The organism is Micromonospora sp. NPDC049523 (genome assembly GCF_040676775.1).
Taxonomy (GTDB): Bacteria; Actinomycetota; Actinomycetes; order Mycobacteriales; family Micromonosporaceae; genus Micromonospora_G.
Window position 1 is genome coordinate 116,266 of sequence record NZ_JBFAPP010000012.1, and the last position, 20,389, is coordinate 136,654.

At 69.1% G+C, this 20,389-nt stretch carries 14 protein-coding genes; 7 read left to right on the forward strand and 7 right to left on the reverse strand.

Features of this window, described 5'->3' with window-relative positions; translation table 11 throughout:
• Positions 1-40 precede the first annotated feature (40 nt).
• Genes AB0J90_RS20340 through AB0J90_RS20355 form a run of 4 tightly spaced genes read left to right on the forward strand, consistent with a single transcriptional unit; the run spans position 41 to position 9,982 of the window.
• Positions 41-3,790: a hypothetical protein gene (locus AB0J90_RS20340; RefSeq protein WP_363597990.1), complete on the forward strand. Its 3,750-nt coding sequence runs from the start codon at positions 41-43 to the stop codon at positions 3,788-3,790.
• Positions 3,787-6,555, forward strand: a complete 2,769-nt coding sequence (gene pglZ / locus AB0J90_RS20345; protein ID WP_363597992.1) for a BREX-2 system phosphatase PglZ — start codon at positions 3,787-3,789, stop codon at positions 6,553-6,555. The genes AB0J90_RS20340 and pglZ overlap by 4 nt, the downstream gene beginning before the upstream one ends.
• 5 nt (positions 6,556-6,560) lie before the next feature.
• The gene (gene brxD / locus AB0J90_RS20350; RefSeq protein ID WP_363598214.1) at positions 6,561-7,871 is read left to right on the forward strand and encodes a BREX system ATP-binding protein BrxD; all 1,311 of its coding nucleotides are present in this window, start codon (positions 6,561-6,563) and stop codon (positions 7,869-7,871) included.
• Positions 7,868-9,982: a DEAD/DEAH box helicase gene (locus AB0J90_RS20355; RefSeq protein WP_363597994.1), complete on the forward strand. Its 2,115-nt coding sequence runs from the start codon at positions 7,868-7,870 to the stop codon at positions 9,980-9,982. The genes brxD and AB0J90_RS20355 overlap by 4 nt, the downstream gene beginning before the upstream one ends.
• 50 nt (positions 9,983-10,032) lie before the next feature.
• Here AB0J90_RS20355 and AB0J90_RS20360 read toward each other — a convergent pair whose 3' ends face one another.
• Positions 10,033-10,446 (reverse strand): hypothetical protein, encoded by a 414-nt coding sequence (locus tag AB0J90_RS20360; RefSeq protein ID WP_363597996.1) that lies wholly within the window; start codon positions 10,444-10,446, stop codon positions 10,033-10,035.
• Positions 10,447-10,711: 265 nt separating this feature from the next.
• Between AB0J90_RS20360 and AB0J90_RS20365 the strand changes: the two genes are divergently transcribed.
• Positions 10,712-10,840 (forward strand): hypothetical protein, encoded by a 129-nt coding sequence (locus AB0J90_RS20365; protein WP_363597998.1) that lies wholly within the window; start codon positions 10,712-10,714, stop codon positions 10,838-10,840.
• Between the two features lie 40 nt (positions 10,841-10,880).
• Here the strand turns inward: AB0J90_RS20365 and AB0J90_RS20370 are convergent, their stop codons facing one another.
• The 6 genes from AB0J90_RS20370 to AB0J90_RS20395 are packed head-to-tail and all read right to left on the reverse strand — an operon-like array spanning position 10,881 to position 16,560.
• Positions 10,881-12,440, reverse strand: a complete 1,560-nt coding sequence (locus AB0J90_RS20370) for a fused response regulator/phosphatase (RefSeq protein WP_363598000.1) — start codon at positions 12,438-12,440, stop codon at positions 10,881-10,883.
• A complete protein-coding gene (locus tag AB0J90_RS20375) occupies positions 12,437-13,807 on the reverse strand; it encodes a sensor histidine kinase (protein ID WP_363598002.1) in 1,371 nt (456 codons plus the stop codon). The genes AB0J90_RS20370 and AB0J90_RS20375 overlap by 4 nt, the downstream gene beginning before the upstream one ends.
• Positions 13,804-14,832, reverse strand: coding sequence for an ATP-binding SpoIIE family protein phosphatase (locus tag AB0J90_RS20380; RefSeq protein WP_363598004.1), 1,029 nt, complete (start codon positions 14,830-14,832; stop codon positions 13,804-13,806). Before AB0J90_RS20380 ends, AB0J90_RS20375 begins: the two co-directional genes overlap by 4 nt.
• Positions 14,814-15,239 (reverse strand): ATP-binding protein, encoded by a 426-nt coding sequence (locus tag AB0J90_RS20385; protein WP_363598006.1) that lies wholly within the window; start codon positions 15,237-15,239, stop codon positions 14,814-14,816. Before AB0J90_RS20385 ends, AB0J90_RS20380 begins: the two co-directional genes overlap by 19 nt.
• Positions 15,236-15,685 (reverse strand): STAS domain-containing protein, encoded by a 450-nt coding sequence (locus AB0J90_RS20390; RefSeq protein ID WP_363598008.1) that lies wholly within the window; start codon positions 15,683-15,685, stop codon positions 15,236-15,238. Before AB0J90_RS20390 ends, AB0J90_RS20385 begins: the two co-directional genes overlap by 4 nt.
• Positions 15,685-16,560, reverse strand: coding sequence for an STAS domain-containing protein (locus tag AB0J90_RS20395; RefSeq protein ID WP_363598010.1), 876 nt, complete (start codon positions 16,558-16,560; stop codon positions 15,685-15,687). Before AB0J90_RS20395 ends, AB0J90_RS20390 begins: the two co-directional genes overlap by 1 nt.
• Positions 16,561-16,910: 350 nt before the next feature.
• On the opposite strand from AB0J90_RS20395, the gene AB0J90_RS20400 reads away from it, so the two are divergent.
• Together AB0J90_RS20400 and AB0J90_RS20405 are read left to right on the forward strand one after the other, a co-directional pair.
• A complete protein-coding gene (locus AB0J90_RS20400; RefSeq protein ID WP_363598216.1) occupies positions 16,911-18,614 on the forward strand; it encodes an ABC transporter ATP-binding protein in 1,704 nt (567 codons plus the stop codon).
• A complete protein-coding gene (locus AB0J90_RS20405; RefSeq protein WP_363598012.1) occupies positions 18,611-20,383 on the forward strand; it encodes an ABC transporter ATP-binding protein in 1,773 nt (590 codons plus the stop codon). The genes AB0J90_RS20400 and AB0J90_RS20405 overlap by 4 nt, the downstream gene beginning before the upstream one ends.
• Positions 20,384-20,389 lie beyond the last annotated feature (6 nt).

Sequence of the window (20,389 nt, forward strand, 5' to 3'; positions counted from 1 at the left end):
AAAGTCCACGGATGCGGGACGAGCGACTACGCTGCGTCGGATGGGGACGGTGTTGAACGAGACGGATAAGCTGCTACGTGACATCATCGACATTCCGGACAGGGTTCAGGCAGGGGATCTGCTTGTTGACCTGACGAAGGGGTTCGATACCTCCGCTGAGCTGGTCAAGAAGTATGTGGTGACGCCTCAACTGGCCGATCGGCTGAACGAGGCGCTCGCTCTGGTCGGCACGGCGGTGCGGTCCAACAAGTCGGTCGCGGCCTATCTGCACGGCTCGTTCGGGTCTGGCAAGAGCCACTTCATGACGATCCTGCACGCGATGCTGAATGGGGACCAGGCAGCGCGGGAGAAGGACAAGCTGCAGCCGTTGCTCGGCGCCCACGCCGAATGGCTGTCCGATCGCCGGTTCTTGATGGTCCCGTACCACTTGATCGGGGCCGAGTCGTTGGACGCCGCGGTCCTGGGTGGCTATGTGAAGCGGGTCCGGGAGTTGCATCCCGAGGCGAACACTCCGGCGGTGTACCGGGACGACGAAATGCTCATCAACGCGCGAGCCTTGCGGTCGCGCCTGGGCGATGAAGCCTTCATTGAGGCGCTGGGCGACAAGCCGGGTGACCCAGACGACTGGAGTGGCCGCTCGTGGAGCTCGGCCTCGCTGGATGCGGCGTTTGCTGCGCCTCCGGGCGACAAACGCCGGCGTGACCTGATCAGCGACCTGCTTGACACGCTGCTCTCGTCGTACCGCACCTCGGTCCACGGCGACCGTGAGGCGTTCCTCCCGCTGGAGACCGGCCTCTCCGTGATCAGCGAGCATGCTCAGGAACTTGGCTACGACGCTGTGGTGTTGTTCCTGGACGAGTTGGTCCTCTGGTTGTCGAGTCATCTGGCCGATCTGGTCTTCGTCAACACCGAGGCGAACAAGTTGGTCAAGCTCGTGGAGAGCGCCGACAAGCACCGGCCGACGCCGATCGTGTCGTTCATCGCCAGACAGCGCGACATCAGCGAACTGGTCGGCACTGACGTCGTTGGCAGCGAGGTCGCCAGCCTCGAAGACACGATGAAATACCTCGAACGCAGCTTCGACACGATCCCCCTCGCCGACAACAACCTGCCGGAAATCGCTCGCGAGCGGGTGCTCAAGCCCCGGGACGACGACGGAATCCGGTTGCTGGACGCCGCATTCGCCCAGGTGCCGCGGGACCGGCGGGAAGTATGGGACACCCTGCTCGATGCGCAGGGGGTCACGCATCCCAGCGCCGAGGACTTCCGGCGGTTGTACCCGTTCAGCCCGGCGCTCATGAACACGCTGATCGCGATCTCCGGCGCGTTGCAGCGGGAACGTACCGGTTTGAAGGTCTTGCAGGAGATGTTGATCGCCCGCCGGGCGGATCTCACGGTCGGGCAACTGGTGCCGTTCGGGGATCTGTGGGACGTGCTGTCGGCCGGCGCGATCCAGCCATTCTCCAGCCGCCTCAAGCACGAGTTCGAGGCTGCGAAGCAGTTCTACAACCGCGTGCGCGCTGACCTGTTGCAGCGGCACGGGGTGACCGAGGCCGACCTGGCAGGCCTGCCGCAGCAGCATCCGTTCCGGTTGGACGATCGACTGATCAAGACCCTGCTGATGGCCGTCCTCGCGCCGAACGTCACGGCGCTGCGGCAGTTGACCGCGGGTCGACTGGCGGCGCTGAATCACGGCTCGATCCGCACACGCATCCAGGGACAGGAACGCTCCCAGGTTGCCGCCAGGTTGAAGGACCTGGCCGGCCGGTATGGCGAGATCCGCTACTCCGAGGCCGAGGATCCGGTTTTCAGCCTGCACCTGACCGGCATCGATGTGGAAGCCATCCTCGACTCGGTGAGCAGCGCCTACGGCACCGGCACACGGCGTGGCCTGCTGCGGGACCTGCTGTGGGACGAGTTGGGCGTGACGGATCGGGAGTCGTTCAACCCGAAGGTCGACGTCGTGTGGCGCGGTACGAAGCGTACGGTCGGGCTGGTTTTCGGCAACGTGCGTGACCCCGGCTCGCTGGCCGATGACCAATTCGAGGTGGTCGCGCCGGAGCAGGCGCGGATCATCGTCGACTACCCCTTCGACGACGGCACGCACAGCCCACAGGAGGATTCCCGGCGGGTCGGGGACCTACAACGCCGTGGCAAGGAGGGCCCGGTGTTGTGCTGGTTGCCGTCCTTCCTATCGGAGCAGCGGCGTACTGAGGTCGGACGGCTGGCCCGGATGCGCTACCTCCTCGAAACACCCGGCAGGCTGGGGGAGAAGGCGCCGAACCTGTCCAACGACGACCTGGCCAAGGCGCGCAACCAACTTACCGCGCAGCGCGACAACCTCACCTCGCAACTGCGCGAGGTGCTCAAGCAGGTGTACGGGATCGCCAGGGTCAACCCGGACAACGTGGCCGTCCCGGCGGAGGAGCATGTGATGAGCTTGGACGGAAATCCGCCCAAGCTCCATGCCGGGGTCCGCTTCCGTGACGCTCTGCTGCAGCTCACTGATGGGCTTTTCGACAACCTGTATCCCAAGCATCCGGACTTCGACCCGGACCGGAGCCGGGTCGCCGTGCGTACGGGTGACCTGCGGATCGTGTTGGAGGAGGCTGCAAAGGCTGCCGAAGCCGGTGTCGGCGGACGGACCGAGGTGGAACGCGGCCGGCGGGCAGTGTTGCGGCGCATCGCCCACCCACTGCGCTTGGGTGAGATGTCGAGCGAGGCACATTTCACGCTGAGCGACGACTGGCGGCAGCGGATCACCCAGTGGGCGCGGCAGCAACACCTCGGCAGCGACCTCTCGGTTTCCAGCCTGTGGCGGTGGTTGGAGGAGACGGAACTGCGCGGCGCCGACCGGGCCGTACAGAACCTGGTGATCGCTGTGTTCGCGCTGCGTGACGAGCGGGCATGGGTGCGTCGCGGAGTCGAGATCGACCCGCCCTCCTTGGACCAGATCGACCGCGACGACAAACTGAGGGCCCGGGAACTGCCTACCGCGAAGCAGTTCGAGGGCGCGTTGGTTCGTGCCCAGCACCTCTGCACGGCGAAGACCGCCAAGGTGTACTCAGCCCGCAATGTGAAGCGGCTCGCCGATGAGGTTCGCGGCTGGGCATCTGCGGCCGAGAACGACGTCGCCGCGTTGGTGCGGCGCCTGACCGGGCACGCCGTGACGCTCGGCATCCCGTTGGACGCGCCGCGACTGACGACCGCACGAGATGCGGCCAATCTGGTCTCCCGGCTGGCCCGCGTTGCCGAGCCGACTGCTCTCGTGCGGCTGCTCGACACGATGGATGTCGGTCCGGACGGCGGGCACACGCTCGGTTCGTGCGTATCGCAGGCAAGCGACACGGTGGCTGCGCTGGTCAATACCGACTGGAGCCTCCTGTCCAGCCTGAGAGGGCTCAGCGGCCGAGCGGACGAGATCGGTGCGCAGGCATCCCGAGTAGTCGACCTGCTCGCCGAGTGCGCGGCGAGCAGTGACCCCACCCGTCGCCTCCGGCCGGCCCTTGACCGCGCCCGCATCGACGCCGTGCGGCTACTCACCGAGGCGAGCCGCCTGGCCACAAGGCCCGAGCCGTCGAAGCCTGATCCGACAGACGAGACAGCCGAGCAAGCTCCTGACCTCGATGATGATCATGGTGCTGACGGGCGCTCCGATGTCCCGACCTCGGGCACGGTGACCGCATCCGGCCGGAATCTGGAGGCTAAACTGCGCGAGGTCCGGCGGTTGGCAGCGCAGCGGCCCGACGCGATGATCACGGTGAACTGGACGGTGGTGGACAAACAGTGACCAGTCTGGCCGCGTCACAACGGGCCGACGAGGTTCCGATCGTGAACGACGTGGTGGTCCGCGAGTTCGTGCGCGGCCTCATGCGTCAATCCGAGATGTTCACCCAGACCGTCATCCTGCTCGACGGCCGTTACGACCCTGCCGCGCCACGCAATTTGGTCGTCGACGGCATGGAGGTTCGGGTGGCCGACAGTTCGTCGGTGCTCGGCGCCATGCAGGCGTGCCTCGACCACCGGCTGAGCCACGGTCTGTTGGTGCTGTTCACCACCCGCGACGAGCAGGAACTCGGCGTCGACGTGTGCAGCCTGGCGGTCAAGCACCGCCGGCTGCCGGTTCACCGCTGGCAGATCGTTCTGCGCCGATTCGGTGCACGAGATCTGGATCCGCGGCTACGTCGGCAACGCTGGGTCGCCGATGGGCTGCTGGAGACCGAACCCCCGCAGGGCTGGCCCAAGCTGCCGGGTGCGGTACTCGACTACGACACCGCGCTACGTCAGCTCGCTCGGCGTCGGCTCAACATCATCGGCGATGCGCTGGATGCCACCGAGTTGCTGACCCTCAGCCCCGCCGACTTCGCGGGCCTCGAGCGGCTCCGTCCGGACGAGCGTCAAGGCTTGGAGCAGTGGCTTACGAACAGCGTCGGCCCCGCCTCGGTGGTTCTGCTCGCCCTTGCCCGCGCCGGGCACAGCGTGGAGGCATTGCCATTCGGCCTGGTCGCTGGCGTGCTGTGGGAAAATCGGCCCAACGATCTGGCCGACGCGGCCTTGGCCCGCATTCAAGGCCGGGCACAAGGCAGAGCCGAGTCGATGCTCGGAACTCCGGTCGAATCCGCACAGGTGATCGCTTTCGCCGAGGCGAGTCGAGGCGTGGTCACTCGATGGCTGACCCACGCGGAGGGCGTCACCGCGGCGGACGCCGAGCACCGGCAGCGCATCGAGACGGTACTTCACCAGGCTGACTGCCTGCTGATCGAGTTTGGAGCCGCGGACCTCGCCGAACGCGGCGAATTGCTGGATGCCGGACTTCGTGCCAGGCTCCGGACTCTGGCCGCATGCGTAGGCACCGCACTCGACGGACGGGCCGAGTCGCATGCCGCGATGGAATCGGCACTCGACCGCGTTGCCACCCATGATCTGGTCTCGCTGCGAGCCGAGCAGTTCACGCACGCCTTGATGACGGTCCGGTTGGCGCGCTGGTTGCGTGACCCGGCCGCCGAACCGCGAACTGTCGCGGAGGGAGTCCGGAGCCAGGTCCGTGATTGGGGCTGGGTCGACCGCGCGGTGGCGATGCTTTGGTTCGGCGAGCCCCTGGCAGATCCGGCAACCGCTGCGGTGTACGCTCGCGTTCACGACGAGGTCCGCGCGGTGCGGGATCGCCTCGACGCGCAGTTCGCGACTCGTCTCGCGGCCTGGGTGTCGATGTCGGCTGCATCGGATGGGCTGTTGCTCGTCGAACAGGTGCTCGAACAGATCGTGGCTCCGCTCGCCCACAATGATGCGGTCCCTCCGCTGCTGATAGTGGTCGACGGGATGAGCACAGCTGTCGCCGTCCAACTAGCAGAGCAGATCCGCGCTCTCGGGCTCAGCGAAGTGGCACGCAGCTCCGAGGGGCGTGAAGGCGCACTCGCGGTCATTCCGTCCGTCACCGGCGTCAGCCGAACCAGCCTGCTGTGTGGCCGTCTCGCATCCGGCGTTGCGGACACCGAACGCGCGGGGTTCACCGCATTCTGGAAGTCCCGCCGGCTTGCCTCCGCCCTGTTCCACAAGGCTGACCTTCCCGGCGGTACAGGGCACCGTCTTGCCGAGCCTGTGCAGGACGCGATCAGCCGGATCGACGGAAGCGACCGCACAGTTGTCGGAGTCGTACTCAACACCGTCGACGATGCCCTCGACCACGGTCGGGAAGGAGGCAGAGTCGACTGGAACCTCAGTGATATCACCTTCCTCCCCGAGCTCCTAGCCGCCGCCAAGCGCTATGGGCGGCCGGTCGTGATCGTTTCCGATCATGGGCATGTCTTGGAGCGCGAACGCGGGGCACCCTCAGGCGAGGACGCCACGTCCGCCCGTTGGCGGCCCCAAAACCGACCCCCGGGTGACGGCGAGATTGAGCTGTCCGGCGACCGAGTGCTGCTCGGCAACGGGCGGATCGTCGCTCCGTGGCGGGAGACCATCCGCTACACCGCGCGCAAAGCCGGCTATCACGGCGGCGCCTCCCTGGCCGAGATGACTGTGCCGGTCCTGGCGTTCCTGCCCGCGCCGGACGCACCCATGCCTCACCACTGGCACGTTGTCTCCCCGGAACGGGTGACCCCGCCCTGGTGGTCTCCGAGGACTACAGCCGTCGAAGCCGTACAACCCGCCCCGGTTTCACGGAAGAAGCGCCAGCCAGCAGCCGAACAGGCAGACGCACTGTTCGAGTCCCTGACGGCATCTCCAGCCTCCGGACGGGACACCCTGGGGTGGCGCGTGATCGGATCATCCCGGTACGCGGCACAGCAGCGCTACGTACGCAAGGCTCCGGACCAGGACGTCGTAGCCGCAATCGTCGATGCGCTAGTCCGTTCCGGCGACCGGCTCTCCGTCGCCGCGCTCGCCGAGGTGGCGGACACGCCCGCTCTTCGTGTTCCGGGACTGGTCGCCATGCTGCGCCGCCTGCTCAACGTCGAGGGATATCAGGTACTCGCACTGATCGACGGTGGCAAGACCCTGGAGCTTGACCGCGGGTTGTTGTACAGCCAGTTCGAGCTGGCGGGGTTGAAGCCTTGACCCGCGTGGTCAGCCCGGTCCGACGCCGTACCGTCATCGACGCTCTACGTCGGGGTACCGTCCCGTACGCCGGGCTGGACCTGTTCGCTGTCGGTTTGGGCCGTTTCGAGGCTGCGCTCGGCGACGAACTGCAGACAGTGGCTGCCCGTGGCGCAGTGTTCAAGGCGGTGCGAGGTGAGTACGGCTCGGGCAAGACGTTCTTTGTCCGTTGGCTGGCCGAACGCGCCAAACGCGCCGGCCTGGCCACCAGCGAGATCCAGATTTCGGAGACCGAAACCCCGCTGCACCGGCTGGAGACCGTGTACCGGCGTCTGGTTGAGCGGCTTTCCACCGATGCGCACCCGCCGAGCGCGTTGCGCGACGTCATCGACGGCTGGTTCTTCACCCTTGAGGAAGAGGTCCTCGCCGAGCCGGCACACGCCGACGACGACCCTGAGGCGCTCGCTGCAGCCGTGGAAGCGCTGATGGAGCAGCGGCTCGCCGCCGTTGCCCGGACCACGCCCGCTTTCTCCGCGGCGCTACGTGGATACCGTAATGCACGCGTTGCGGGTGACGCCGTCACCGCCGAAGCGCTGCATGCGTGGCTCGGAGGCCAGCCGAACGTCGCGGCGGCGGCCCGCCGCGCAGCCGGGGTGCGTGGCGATCTCGACCATTTCGCCGCTCTGGGTTGCCTGCAGGGCTTGCTGATCATTCTGCGTGATTCGGGACACTCCGGCCTATTGGTGGTACTCGACGAGATCGAGACCCTGCAACGGGTCCGCAGTGATGTCCGCGAAAAGGGTCTCAACGCACTGCGACAGCTGATCGATGAGGTGGACGCCGGCCGGTTTCCCGGCCTGTTCCTTGTCATCACCGGAACACCGGCCTTTTTCGATGGACCTCAAGGCGTTCTCCGCTTGCCGCCCTTGGCCCAACGCCTTGCCACCGATTTCGGCACGGACCCCCGCTTCGACTCCCCGCGGGCCGTCCAACTCCGGCTATCCGGCTTCGACCTGCCGAAACTCGGTGCACTCGGCCGTGTCATCCGAGACCTCTACCGCGACTGCTCGACGGTGCCTGACCGGATCGACGCCAAAGTCGATGACGCCTACCTCGACCTTCTCGCCCAGGCGGTCACTGGACAACTCGGTGGCAAGGTCGGGGTGGCGCCTCGCATCTACCTGCGCAAACTGGTTGCCGACGTGCTGGACCGGGTCGAGGAGTTCGACGACTTCGATCCACGCCAGCATTACGCGCTCACCCTCGATGCGCGGGAACTCACCGAGGACGAGCGCGCCGCCACGTCGGCCGACGATGTGAGCCTGGACCTGTCATGACCGGCGCCGGCCGCGACGCGGCATGGCAACTCCACCCCTCTGTGCTGCACCACGTTGTGAACACTCTCGGTTGGTCCGGACTCCGTCCCGCCCAGCAAGCCGCTGTCGCCCCGCTCATGGCGGGCGAGGACGTGATCATGGTGGCCCCGACTGCCGGCGGTAAGACCGAAGCGGCAATGCTGCCATTGCTGTCACGGATGGCAGAGCAGGGCTGGACCGGCACCTCGGTTCTTTACCTCTGCCCGCTCAAAGCGCTGCTCAACAACCTGCTTCCCAGGATGGAGCGCTACGCTGACTGGCTCGGGCGCCGGGCCGCGATCTGGCATGGTGACACGACCGCCGGTCACCGCCGAAAATCCCTTCGCGAACAGCCCGACATCCTGCTGACGACGCCCGAATCTCTGGAGGCGATGCTGGTCAGTGCCAATGTCGACCATGCCACGTTCTTTTGCGACGTCAGGGCCGTCGTCGTGGATGAGTTGCACGCTTTTGCTGGTGACGATCGGGGCTGGCATCTCCTCGCGGTCCTGGAACGCCTGAGCCGTCTGATCGGCCGCCCCGTGCAGCGTGTCGGGCTCTCCGCTACTGTCGGCAACCCCGACGCCCTGCTTCCATGGCTCCAAGGGTCTGGTCGAAGGCGACGTCCTGGACGGGTGGTTGCCCCGCCGGCAGCAGGTACACCACAGAATGCCGATATCGAACTGGACTACGTCGGTTCGATCCACAACGCCGCCAAGATCATCGCTGCCCTGCACCACGGAGAAAAGCGCCTGGTCTTCTGCGAGTCCCGCAAACGCGTCGAAGAACTCGGCACGGCGTTGCGTGGGAACGGGGTTACCACGTTCCTGTCGCACGCCTCCCTCTCCATCGACGAGCGGCGTCGCGCGGAAGCGGCTTTCGCTGAAGCTCGTGACTGCGTCATCGTCTCCACCAGCACCCTCGAACTCGGCATCGACGTAGGCGACCTCGATCGGGTCATCCAGATCGACGCGCCCCGCACCGTCGCCTCGTTTCTCCAGCGCATCGGGCGCACCGGGCGCCGCCCGAACTCACAACGCAACTGCATGTTCCTGACCACCGACCGTCAATCCCTCGTACAAGCCGCCGCCCTTCTCGTTCTCTGGAGCCGCGGTTGGGTCGAGCCCGTCCTCCCGCCGCCCGAGCCGCGGCACATCGTCGCTCAGCAGATCCTCGCCCTGTGCCTGCAGCAACACCGCATTGGCGAACACACCTGGGCGCAGTGGTGGAACGGACTCGAACCCTTCACCGAGCAGACTTCGGCCACGATCGCCCGGCACCTGATCGACCATGGGTACCTCGAACGCGACGGCGGCATGCTGTTCATTGGTCCGCAAGCCGAACTACGGTTCGGTAGACGCAACTTCATGGGCATAACCGCGGTATTCACCACGCCACCGGAGTTCACCGTCCTCGCCGGGCGTACCGAACTCGGCCGCGTTGACCCGGCAGTCCTGGTGGAGGAGATGCAAGGACCCCGGCGTCTTCTGCTGGGAGGACGGAGTTGGCAGGTCACTTACATCGATTGGACCCGACGACGCTGCTTCGTCGAACCCGCAGACGGAGGCGGTCGGGCACGGTGGACCGGCCTGGGAATCGCTGGTCTGTCCTTCGCGCTGAGCCGTGCCATGCGTGAGGTGCTCATCGGCGCCGATCCGCCGGTTAAGCTCACACAGAGGGCAACCCAGCGCCTGGCCGACATCCGACATGAAGACACCGGACTTGCGCGGACCGACGGCACGGTCATCGTGCGCGCCGGCTCGGGCGACCTGCGTTGGTGGACCTGGGCCGGCTACCGGGCGAACGCCACCCTCGCCAGCACTCTCGACGGCCTGACCGACCCGATGCAGAACCACGAGGACAACTACATCCGCCTACGCAAGGACCTGCTGCCCGCCGAGTGGAAAGCGGGCACCGCCGGAGCTGCCGAACGGATGTGCCTTCCGCACGTCGACGAGAAAGCCCTTGCCGGCCTTAAGTTCAGCGTGGCACTGCCCGAGAGACTCGCCACGGCCACGCTCGCGGCGAGGATCGCCGACCTCGATGGTGCGGCAGCCGTCCTGGCGGAGCCAACCTACTTCGCCATCGAGTGACCATGCGAGCCGACGTCGCGTCGAATCCGAGATCGTCCGATCGGCGCTGGTCAGGCCCCGGTCTCTGGTGCGCGGGAGTTGGCATTTCCGGACGAGACGCCGGCTTGGACATCGCGGGCCTGCACGACGTTACCTCCCACCGAGCCGGAAAGGTTGTTGACGCCCCCGTCGCTGTCGGCCTGCAAGTAAGTGGTGAGGTCCTGCCAAAGTCGGCGGAGTTCATGGTCAAAGACGGGGTCCTCGGCGGCAGTCTGCGCGAGTTCCTCGCGAAGTGACTGAATTCGGGTGTCGTCCGATGGGTCGGCCTCGGCGAGGGCCGTCTGCGCTGCATCGTCACGCTGGAAACGGCGCTTGACCAGGCGTGCGAGCGCGGCGAACACGGCCCTGCCGCCCTCCGTCAACGCTTCGGACGCTTTGGTCGCCAACGTCAGCGCGACCGCGGCCAGAATCTCCTCGCCTGCCATCGTGACTGCCCGTTTCCTTCGCTCGCAGGCCACGCCGATCGGGTGGTCTTCTCGGTCCACGAAACCATCGACGTACGTGAGCGTAGATGCATGTGCCACTGTAGGCGAAGGCTCCAGTCAACATCATGACGCTGGAGACTTGCTCGACCAGACTCATGCGGTCCGCATCGGGGGTACGGCGATGTGGCGGGGCTGCCTGCTCGGTCGGTGACCGTCAAGATCGAAGTCTTGTTGCGATCGGGGCCGCTGTGGATACTCTGCGTGCGTGAGTGGCTTGGTCGGCGCCGTGGGGATGACCCTGAGCTTCCTACCGGCCTTCTTCTCCACCCTGCGCACCCATGCGCGGGTTGCCCGTCGAAACAGAGCCCGCTGCCAGCGTACGACCCTGGCCTGAACTTGACGGTGGTTCACCGGGCCGGTGGAAGGGCGACGGGTCAGTGGCGGCGGAGGGCTACTACGGCTATGTCGTCGGTTATTTCCGGTGGGGCCAGTTCGGTGAGGAGGCGACCGCAGAAGTGGTCGAGGTTGTCGTCGACCAGGGCGGCGCTGGCGGCGAGGGCGGCCATTCGTTCGTCGATGTCGATGTCGCGGCGTTCGATCAGGCCGTCGGTGTAGAGGACCAGGGTCGCGCCGGGTGGCAGGACGAGTTCCAGGTCGTCGGGGCGGGTGGCCTGTACGCCGAGCAGGGTGGCGGTGTGCTCGACGAAGGTGGTGGCGCCGCCTTCGGTGACCAACAGGGCGGGCAGGTGGCCGGCGCTCGCGAGCCTGATCCTGCCCGTGTCGGGTTCGAGGGTCAGTACGCAGAGCGTGGCGAACTCGCCCGGCAGGAGCGTACGCACGAGTTTGTCGACCCGCGCGACGATGGCGCCCGGCGGATGCCCCTCCACCGCGTACGCCCGGATCGCGTGCCGGAGCTCGGCCATCACGGTCGCGGCGTGCAGTGAGTGGCCCGCGACGTCGCCGATCGCCACCAGCAGCCTGCCGTCGATCATCGCGAGTTCGTAGAAGTCGCCACCGACCTCGGTCTGCGCGCTCGCCGGCTCGTAGCGCACCGCGAGATCCAGTCCGTCGATCCGGGGCAGGGTACGGGGCAGCAGACTGCGTTGCAGCGTCACCGCGATCCGGTGCTCCTGGTCGTACGAGCGCTGCGCCTCGACCGCCGCGGCGAGCGCCTGCACGAGCTGACTGAGCACGATGGACTCGGCGGCCAGGGCCGAGTCCGGCACGGCGATCTGCACCCCCGGCCGGTCGTCGCGCAGTCGCGCGGTGGCGACCGCGATCCGCTCCTCCGCCCCCGTCAGCAGCGGCCAGGCGGTCGGCGGCTCGGTGCGCAGGGCGACGCCGACGGGGACCGGCCTCGGGTCGACCGGCCAGGACCGGATCGTCACCGGTGTGCCGGGCTCGGAGGCGGTGGCGATCAGCCGTTCGCCGTCGGTGTTCTGCGCGGCGACAACCGCTCCCGTACCGAAGATCTGCGCGGCCCCGGCCACGGCGGCGCTGAGCAACTGGACCAGGGTGGGTGCGGAGTTGACCGCCAGGGTGGTCTCGGCGAGGCGGGCGAGGCGGGCGGCCAGCAGCTCGGCCCGGCGCCGGGCCCGGTAGTAACGCAGTGCGGCATGGGTGGTGGCGATCAGCTCGTCCGGCTCGATCGGCTCCACCAGGTACGCGTCCGCACCCCGGGTGAGCCCCTGGATCCGGTCGTCGACGTCGACCGCGTGCGCGGACACGTGGATCACCGGTCGGGACGCCCAGCGCGGATCGGCCTTGATCCGTTCACTGACCTCGAAACCGGTCATGTCGCCGAGCCGCACGTCGAGCACGATCAGGTCGACGTCCTCGTGTTCCATCCGTTCCAGCGCCGCTGCACCGCTGTCGGCCTGGATCACCGTGAAGCCGGCCCGGGTCAGCCAGCTCACCAGCAGGTAACGCTTCGCGGCCCGGTCGTCGACCACCAGGATGGTGGCGTCGGAGGCCACCTGGTCCGTCGCGCTCATGGCATCGGTCGTACGGGTAGGCGGACGGTGAAGGCACTGCCGGCACCGGGGCGGCTCTGCACGTCGAGGGTGCCGCCGAGCAGCGTGGCCAGCCGGCGGGCGTACGGGAGTCCGAGCCCGGTGCCGCCCGGCGACCGGCCCGGCACCTGGTAGAACTCCTCGAAGATCCGTTCCTGGAGTTCGGGTGCGATGCCGATGCCGGTGTCGCTGACCCGCAGCGTCCAGTTCTGCCCGTCGTTCTCGGCGGTCATCCGCACCTCGCCCCGTTCGGTGAACTTGAGCCCGTTGTGCAGCAGGTTACGCAGCACATGGGTCAGCAGGACCTCGTCCGAGCGGATCACGGCCGACGGGTCGGGCTCGACCACCACCAACTCGACCTCGGGACGGGTCGCGAGCGCGCGTGCCGTACCGCGCAGTTGGCCGAAGACGGCCCGTAGTTCGATGTCGGACCAGGTCGGCTCGATCGTGCCGGACTCCGCCTTGGCCAGGTCGAGCAGGTCGTTGACCAGTGCGAGCAGGTCGACCGCCGAGCCCCGGATCAGTTCTATCTGTTGCTGCTGCTCGCCGGTGAGCGGATCCGAGGACGGGTCGACCAGCAGCCGGGACAGCCCGATCACCGCGGTCACCGGCGCCCGCAACTCGTGACTGGCGTTGGCCAGGAACCGGGTCTTCGCCTCGCTCGCGGCCCGCAGCCGTACCGAGCGGTCCTCCAACTCGGCGTGCAGGGCGACCACGCCCCGGTTCGTCTCGTCGAGTTCCTCGGAGAGCTGGGTGTAGAGCGCCAGCACACCCTGGTTCGTCTCGCTGAGCTCGTCGTTGAGCCGGGCGAGTTCGTCGCGCTGGGCCCGCGCCTGCTCCAGGGCCGCGAGCAGCTGCTCGTTCTGCTCGGCCATCTCCTCCAGCGGCGTACGGGCGACCGAGGTGCCGAGTTTGTCGCGTACCACCGCCAGCCGGGCGGGGGTGAGCGGACCAGCCGAGGCGGGGATGCGCCGGGACATCCGGATGACCGCCGTCGCCGCGTCCTGCCGTACCGCGAACGTGTCGACGAGCCGGGCCACGGCCAGCGCCTGCGACAGTTCCCGCTGCGACGTACCGGCCGTGACGGCGGTGGTGACCTCGATGACCAGCACCGCCTCCGCGTCGACCTCGACCGAGAACACCACCTCGCTGCGGCTCGGGGTGCGGACGGCGCCCAGCAGGTAGCGGCCGATCTCGCTCAGCGCGGTGGCCAGCCGTACCTGGTCCTGGTGCTCGAAACCGACCGCGGCGGCCACCTCCCGGCCGCGTTGGCGGACCACGAACACGTCCGACTCGGTACGCAGCGCCATCCGCAGCAGCGGTGTGCCGGACCCGCTGGTGGTGGTCATGATCGGGTCCGGGCGACCAGTACGCAGGCGTCGTCCCGGCGTACGCCCGCGTCCCGCAGCAGGGTCGCGGCGATCACCTGCGGCGAGCGGCGTTGCAGCCCCGGATAGTCCATCAGCCGCCACCGGTCGGTCACCCCGTCGCTGTGCATGACCAGGTTCGCGTCGTCCGGCAACGGATACTCGAAGTCGCGTACCGCCCGGCGCTGGTGACCGACGATCCCCGGCAGCGACACCAATCCCCGCCGCTCCTCGCCGTCCACCACGAAGCCGGCGATGTTGCCCAGCCCGGCGTACCGGACCAGGTTGGCGTCCGGCACGAGTTCGGCGACCGCGGCGGCGGCACCTCGGGTGTGGGAGATCGACCGGTGTAGGTGCTCCAGCACCGCCGACGGCGGTCCGACCGGGGCGTTGTGGAAGGCGTGTACGGCCGCGTGCGCCGCCGCCGCCGCGAGCGGCCCGTGACCGAGCCCGTCGCAGACCAGCACCTGCCGCCGACCGTCGACGACCCGTACGGCGAAGCCGTCGCCGCACGACTGTTCGCCGGTCATCGGGCGGCTGATCCCGGCGGTCCAGACCGGTTCGGGTTGTTCCGCCGGCCAGACCCGGGCGACGGTCACCGTGCCGCGACCGGGTATCGAGGAGACGTCGACCCAGGTCGACTGGCGCAGGATCGCGCCCAACCCGATGCCCAGTGAACCGGCGGTCGAGTGCCCGTCCCGCGACGACTTCGCCACGTCGGCCATGCCGGGCCCGGAGTCGACCGCGACGAGTTCCACCCCGGCGATCTTCTCGGCCCGTGCCGGGCGGATCAGGAGCAGCCCGTCGTCGGCGTGCTTGACCAGGTTGGTGGCAAGTTCGGTCACCACGATCGCGAGCGCGTCGATCCTGCTCTTGCCCAGGCCGACCCGTGCGCCGAGTTGTTCGGTGACCCGGCGGGCCGTACCGATCGTGCCCGGTTCGTCGATCCGGAACCAGACCCCGTCGTCGGTCAGCCGGTCGTCGCCCGTCACGTCGACCGGGCCCACTTGGTGATGGTCACCCTGGTGCCGCGACCGGCGCCGGTGTCGATGTCGAACTCGTCGACCAGGCGCCGGGCACCACTGAGACCCAACCCGAGACCGCCGCCGGAGGTGTAACCGTCGGTCAGGGCGAGGTCCAGGTCGGCGATGCCCGGGCCGTCGTCGGAGAACACGACCCGTACGCCCCTGCGGCGACCGCTGTCGACGAAGGTGACCTCGGCGGAGCCGCCGCCGCCGTACACGAGGGTGTTCCGGCCGAGTTCGCTGGCGGCGGTGACCAGTTTCGTCTGGTCGACCAGGGACAGCTTGACGGTCACGGCGGCGGTGCGGACGAGTTGGCGTACGCGGACCACGTCCCCGTCCGAGCTGATCGTCACGACCTGGACGGTGGCCGGGTCGAGGCCGCCGGTCACGGCGTCGTCGGTGTCGGCGGGTCGAGGTCGATGCCTCCCGGTAGTGCCCAGACATCCGCCGGGTACGCGTCGACCGCGTACGCCGCCTCGTCGGCCCGGGAACGGGCCAGCAGTTCCATCCCGCGCTCCACGTTCAGCGCGGTACGGATGCCGTCCAGCGACAGGCCCAGCTCGACCAGGGTGATCGCCACCGCGGGTCGCATGCCGACCACCACGGTTTCCGCGTCGAGCACCCGGGCGATGCCCGCGATGGTGGAGAGCATCCGGCCGACGAACGAGTCGACGATGTCCATCGCGGTGATGTCGATGATCACCCCGTGGCAGCCGGTCTCCACGATCCGGTCGGCCAGGTCCTCCTGGAGGGCGAGGGCCGTCTGGTCCTCCATGTCGACCTGGATCGAAACCAGCAGCAGGTCACCGATCTTCAGGACCGGTACCCGGTCCATCAGGCGCCCCGGTGGCCCGCGGCCACCGCGCCGGTCGCGCGCCGGGACGCGTCGATCATCCGGAGCGCGTGCCGCAGCGCGTCGGCGAGCGTCGACTTGGTGGCGATGTCGCCGAACTCGATGCCGAGCGCCACGATGGTCTGCGCGATCTGGGGCCGGATGCCGGAGATGATGCACTCGGCGCCCATCAGCCGGGCGGCGACCACGGTCTTGAGGATGTGCTGCGCCACCTGGGTGTCGACCGCCGGCACACCGGTGATGTCGATGATCGCGTACGGGGAACCGGTGTCGACGAGCGTCTGCAGCAGCCGTTCCATGACCACCTGCGCCCGTGCCGAGTCCAGCGTGCCGACCAGCGGGATCGCGACCACGCCGTCCCAGAGCTTGACCACCGGGGTGGACAGCTCCAGCAACTGCTCGGTCTGGTCCGCGATCAGCCGTTCCCGCGACTTCGTGTACTGCTCGAAGGTGAACAGACCGAGTTGGTCCACCACGGTCGACGCCGCGACGAAGGCCGTCAACGTCTCCCGGTCACCGGTGCGTACGTCCAGCACGTCGAGCAGCGCGTCCTTCAGCGCGAACACGCTGACCGCGGTTTCGGTGGCGGTGAAACCCTGCCGGGCGCGGGTGCGGGACAGGTCCGCGAGTGTGGCGCGCAACCCGGCGGACCGCTCGGCGCCCAGGTCGAACTGGCCGTCGCCCAGGGTGATGGTCAGGGCGCGGTGCAGTTCCTGCACCTCCTGGCGCAGTTCGGCCTCGGTCATCCGGCCGCGCAGCGACGCGGCGGCGATCTCCGTCCACCGGGTGACCAGATGCTCTGCGTGCTCACTCAGCAACGCAGCGAGATGACTGCTCTCGTCCGCCGTGATTCCCATGCTTCCTCCCCAGTTACCGGCCGGCTCGGCCCTTGGCCGGTCAGGCCGGTGGACTGTATCACCGGCAGCGGACACCTCCGGTGGGTCGACGACAGGGCGGTGGCCTGCGGAAGTTGACCTTTCCGAATGGGCCGCTTCGCGACCGTCACGGCACCGGTCCGGGTGACGTACGCCGTACCGGCGCGAGGCCGCCGAAGCGTGGTGCGCAAAGCCCATAAGGTACGAGGATGGCCGACTCGTACGAGGATCCGGGGAAGCCGGACGTACGCGGTCCCGGGCGGTACCTGTGGTGGCTGGTGACCAGTCAGTGGCGGCGGGTCGTCGCGGGCGCCTCACTGGGCACGTTGTGGATGGTCTGCCTGGCGCTGCCGCCGTACCTGCTGAGTCGGGCCATCGACGACGGACTGCGACCACGGGACACCGGTGCACTGGTCGGCTGGGCGGCCGCACTGCTGGGCGTCGGGGTGCTGAACGGCTTCGTCGGCATGCTGCGTCACCGGACGATGACCAGGATCAGGATGGACGCGGCGTTCCGTACCGTTCGGGTCGTGGTCGGTCAGGCGACCCGGCTCGGTGCGACGCTGCCCCGCGTGGTCACGGCCGGCGAGGTGGTCACCATCGGCATCGGCGACGTCTGGGTGATCAGCCGGGTGTTGACCCTCACCGGTCCCGGCGTCGGCGCGGTGATGACGTACGTCGTGGTCGCCGGGCTGCTGCTCTCCGTGTCGCCGCTGCTCGCGGTGGTGGTGCTGCTCGGCGTTCCGCTGCTCGCCGTGCTGGTCGGCCCGTTGCTGGGACGGTTGCAGCGGGTGGGCATGGTCTACCGGGAGCGGGAGGGCGCGCTGGCCGCGCGGCTGGTCGACATCGTCGGCGGCCTGCGGGTCCTCGGCGGCCTCGGCGGCAAACAGCTGTACGCCGAACGCTACCGACAGGCCTCGCGGACGCTGCAGACCGACGGTTACCGGGTCGGTGCGGTGACGAGCTGGATCGAGGCCCTCGGGGTCGGCCTGCCGGCGATCTTCCTCGCCGCGGTGACCTGGCTGGCCGCCCGGGCCGCCGCTGCGGGCGACATCACCGTCGGTGAACTGGTCGCCGTCTACGGCTACGTCGCGGTCCTGGCCGTGCCGGTGTACTTCTTCATCGAGGGCGGTCTCGACCTGAGCCGAGGGCTGGTCGCCGCCCGACGGGTGATCCGGTTCCTAGCCATGGAACCCGGCTCCGCCCGCCCCACCGGCCCCACCGGCACCAGCGGCACCGTGGACCCGCCCGACGCGCCCGCCGTCCTGCGCGACCCCGTGTCCGGTGTGGAGGTGGCGCCGGGGCGGCTGACCGTACTGGCCGGTGCCCGACCGGCCGAGACCACCACCGTGGTCGACCGCCTCGGTGGTTTCGTCGCCTCGGACGTGACCTGGGGAGGGATCCGCCTCGACCGGCTCGACCCGGCCCGCGTACGGGACCGGATCCTGGTCGCCGAGAACGAGGCCGACCTCTTCTCCGGCACGCTGCGCGACGTGATCGCCGGCCGGTGCGACCGGAACGACGACAGCATCATGCAGGCCGTGTACGCCGCCGTGGCGCAGGACATCGTGCTCGGCGCCCCGGACGGGCTCGACTCGGCCGTCGACGCGCAGGGGCGCAACCTCTCCGGCGGTCAACGGCAGCGGGTCCGCCTGGCCCGGGCACTGCTGGCCGACCCGGAGGTGCTGCTGGCGGTCGAGCCGACCTCGGCGGTCGACGCGCACACCGAGGCCGCCGTCGCCGCCCGGCTGCGGGCAGCCCGTACCGGACGCGCCACCCTGGTCACCAGCACGTCACCGCTCCTGGCCGACCAGGCCGACATCGTGTACCACCTGGTCGACGGGCGGGTAGCGGACGCCGGCACGCACCGGGAACTCCTGGCCGGCTCCGCCGCGTACCGCCGGTTGGTCTCCCGCGACGCGTCCGACGAACCGCTCGCGGCCGACCCGGGGGATCCGCCCGACGAACCGCTCGCGGCCGGTCCGATCGAGCCGTCCGACGAGCCGGGGCTGCCGAACCAGCGGGCGGTCCGGTGACCACCACGGCGGGCCCGGCGGCCAGCGGTCTGCCGGTCGCCGAGCCGGCCGGGGTACGCCGTGCGGCGCTGCGGCTGATCCGGCGCGACGGACGCGTCTTCGCCGTCGTCATCGCGCTGAACGCGCTCGCCGCAGGCACCGGACTGGCCGGACCGTGGCTGCTCGGCCGCATCGTCAACACGGTCGAGCACGGCGGCGGGGTCGCCGCGGTGGACCGGATCGCCGTCGCCATCGTGGCCTTCGCCCTGGTCCAGGCCGTGCTGATCCGGTACGCCCGCTACCTCGGCCACCGCTTCGGCGAGCGGACCTCGGCCCGGATCCGGGAGCAGTTCGTCGACCGGGTCCTGACGCTGCCCACCTCGGTGGTGGAGCGGGTGGGTGCCGGTGACCTGACCGCCCGCGGCACCACCGACGTCGCCACCGTCGGTGCCACCCTGCGCGACGCCGGCCCGGACGTGTTCATCGCCGGCATCCAGGTCGTCTTCATCCTCGGTGCGCTGCTTGTCCTCTCACCGCCGCTCGGCGCCTGCGGCCTGATCGGGCTGCTCGGCATCTGGCTCGTCAGCCGCTGGTACCTGCGCCGCGCGCATCCCGCCTACCTGGTCGAGGGGGAGGCCAACTCGGGTCTCGCGGAGGTACTCGCCGCCACCGCCTCCGGCGCCCGTACGGTCGAGGCGCTGGGGCTGCAACAACGCCGGATCACCGCCTGCCTGGAGGCGATCGAGCGGTGCCGGCGTACCCGGATGCGGACCCTGTTCCTGCGCAGCGTGCTCTTTCCCGGTACGGACATCTCGCAGACCCTGCCGGTGGTCGGGGTGCTCCTGCTCGGCGGAATGCTGTACGGCCGGGGCGAGGTGACCCTCGGTGCGGTGGTCGCGGCAGCGCTCTACCTGCGGCAGCTGACCAATCCGCTGGACACGATCCTGATCTGGGTCGAGCAGTTGCAGAGCAGCGGTGCCTCCTTCGCCCGGGTCGAGGGTCTGGACCGGGTCGCCCGACCGGCGCCGCCGACGCACACCGAGCCGGTCGACGACCGGATCGAGGTGGCCGGCGTGCACTACGCCTACGACGGCGTACGCGACGTGCTGCACGGCGTCGACCTGACCGTACGGCCGGGCGAGCGGCTCGCCCTGGTCGGGCCGTCCGGTGCGGGCAAGTCGACGCTGGGCCGGTTGCTCGCGGGCGTCGACGAGCCGCGTACCGGCGGTGTGACCGTCGGCGGGGTGCCGATCGCCGAGTTGCCGCCGGAACGCCTTCGCCGCCAGGTCGTCCTGGTCACCCAGGAGCACCACGTGTTCCTCGACTCGCTGCGGGACAACCTGCTGGTCGCGTCGGCCGGCGCGGGCGACGCGGAGTTGCGCGCGGCCCTCGCCGCGGTCGGCGCCGACTGGGTCGACGACCTGCCGGACGGGTTGGACACCGAGCTGGGCGAGGGCGGACACCGGCTCGACGGGGCACAGGCCCAGCAACTCGCCTTGGCCCGGGTGGTGCTGGCCGACCCGCACACGCTGATCCTGGACGAGGCGACCGCGCTGCTCGACCCGAGCACCGCGCGTAACACCGAGCGGGCACTGGCCGCGGTCCTCGCCGGGCGTACGGTCATCGCGATAGCCCACCGCCTGCACACCGCGCACGACGCGGACCGGGTGGCGGTGTTGGAGGACGGCCGGATCACCGAACTCGGCACCCATGAGGACCTGGTGGCCGGCGGCGGCGCGTACGCCGCACTCTGGAACTCCTGGCACGCCGAACGAACCCCGTCCTCCTGAGTGGAC

Bases quoted from the DNA above. Each gene is read 5' to 3' on its own strand.
- AB0J90_RS20375 (WP_363598002.1), bottom strand. From the start codon at position 13,807: ATGACCACCACCAGCGGGTCCGGCACACCGCTGCTGCGGATGGCGCTG.
- AB0J90_RS20360 (WP_363597996.1), bottom strand. From the start codon at position 10,446: ATGGCAGGCGAGGAGATTCTGGCCGCGGTCGCGCTGACGTTGGCGACC.
- AB0J90_RS20390 (WP_363598008.1), bottom strand. From the start codon at position 15,685: ATGGACCGGGTACCGGTCCTGAAGATCGGTGACCTGCTGCTGGTTTCG.
- AB0J90_RS20355 (WP_363597994.1), top strand. From the start codon at position 7,868: ATGACCGGCGCCGGCCGCGACGCGGCATGGCAACTCCACCCCTCTGTG.
- AB0J90_RS20340 (WP_363597990.1), top strand. From the start codon at position 41: ATGGGGACGGTGTTGAACGAGACGGATAAGCTGCTACGTGACATCATC.
- AB0J90_RS20370 (WP_363598000.1), bottom strand. From the start codon at position 12,440: ATGAGCGCGACGGACCAGGTGGCCTCCGACGCCACCATCCTGGTGGTC.
- AB0J90_RS20400 (WP_363598216.1), top strand. From the start codon at position 16,911: ATGGTCTGCCTGGCGCTGCCGCCGTACCTGCTGAGTCGGGCCATCGAC.
- AB0J90_RS20395 (WP_363598010.1), bottom strand. From the start codon at position 16,560: ATGGGAATCACGGCGGACGAGAGCAGTCATCTCGCTGCGTTGCTGAGT.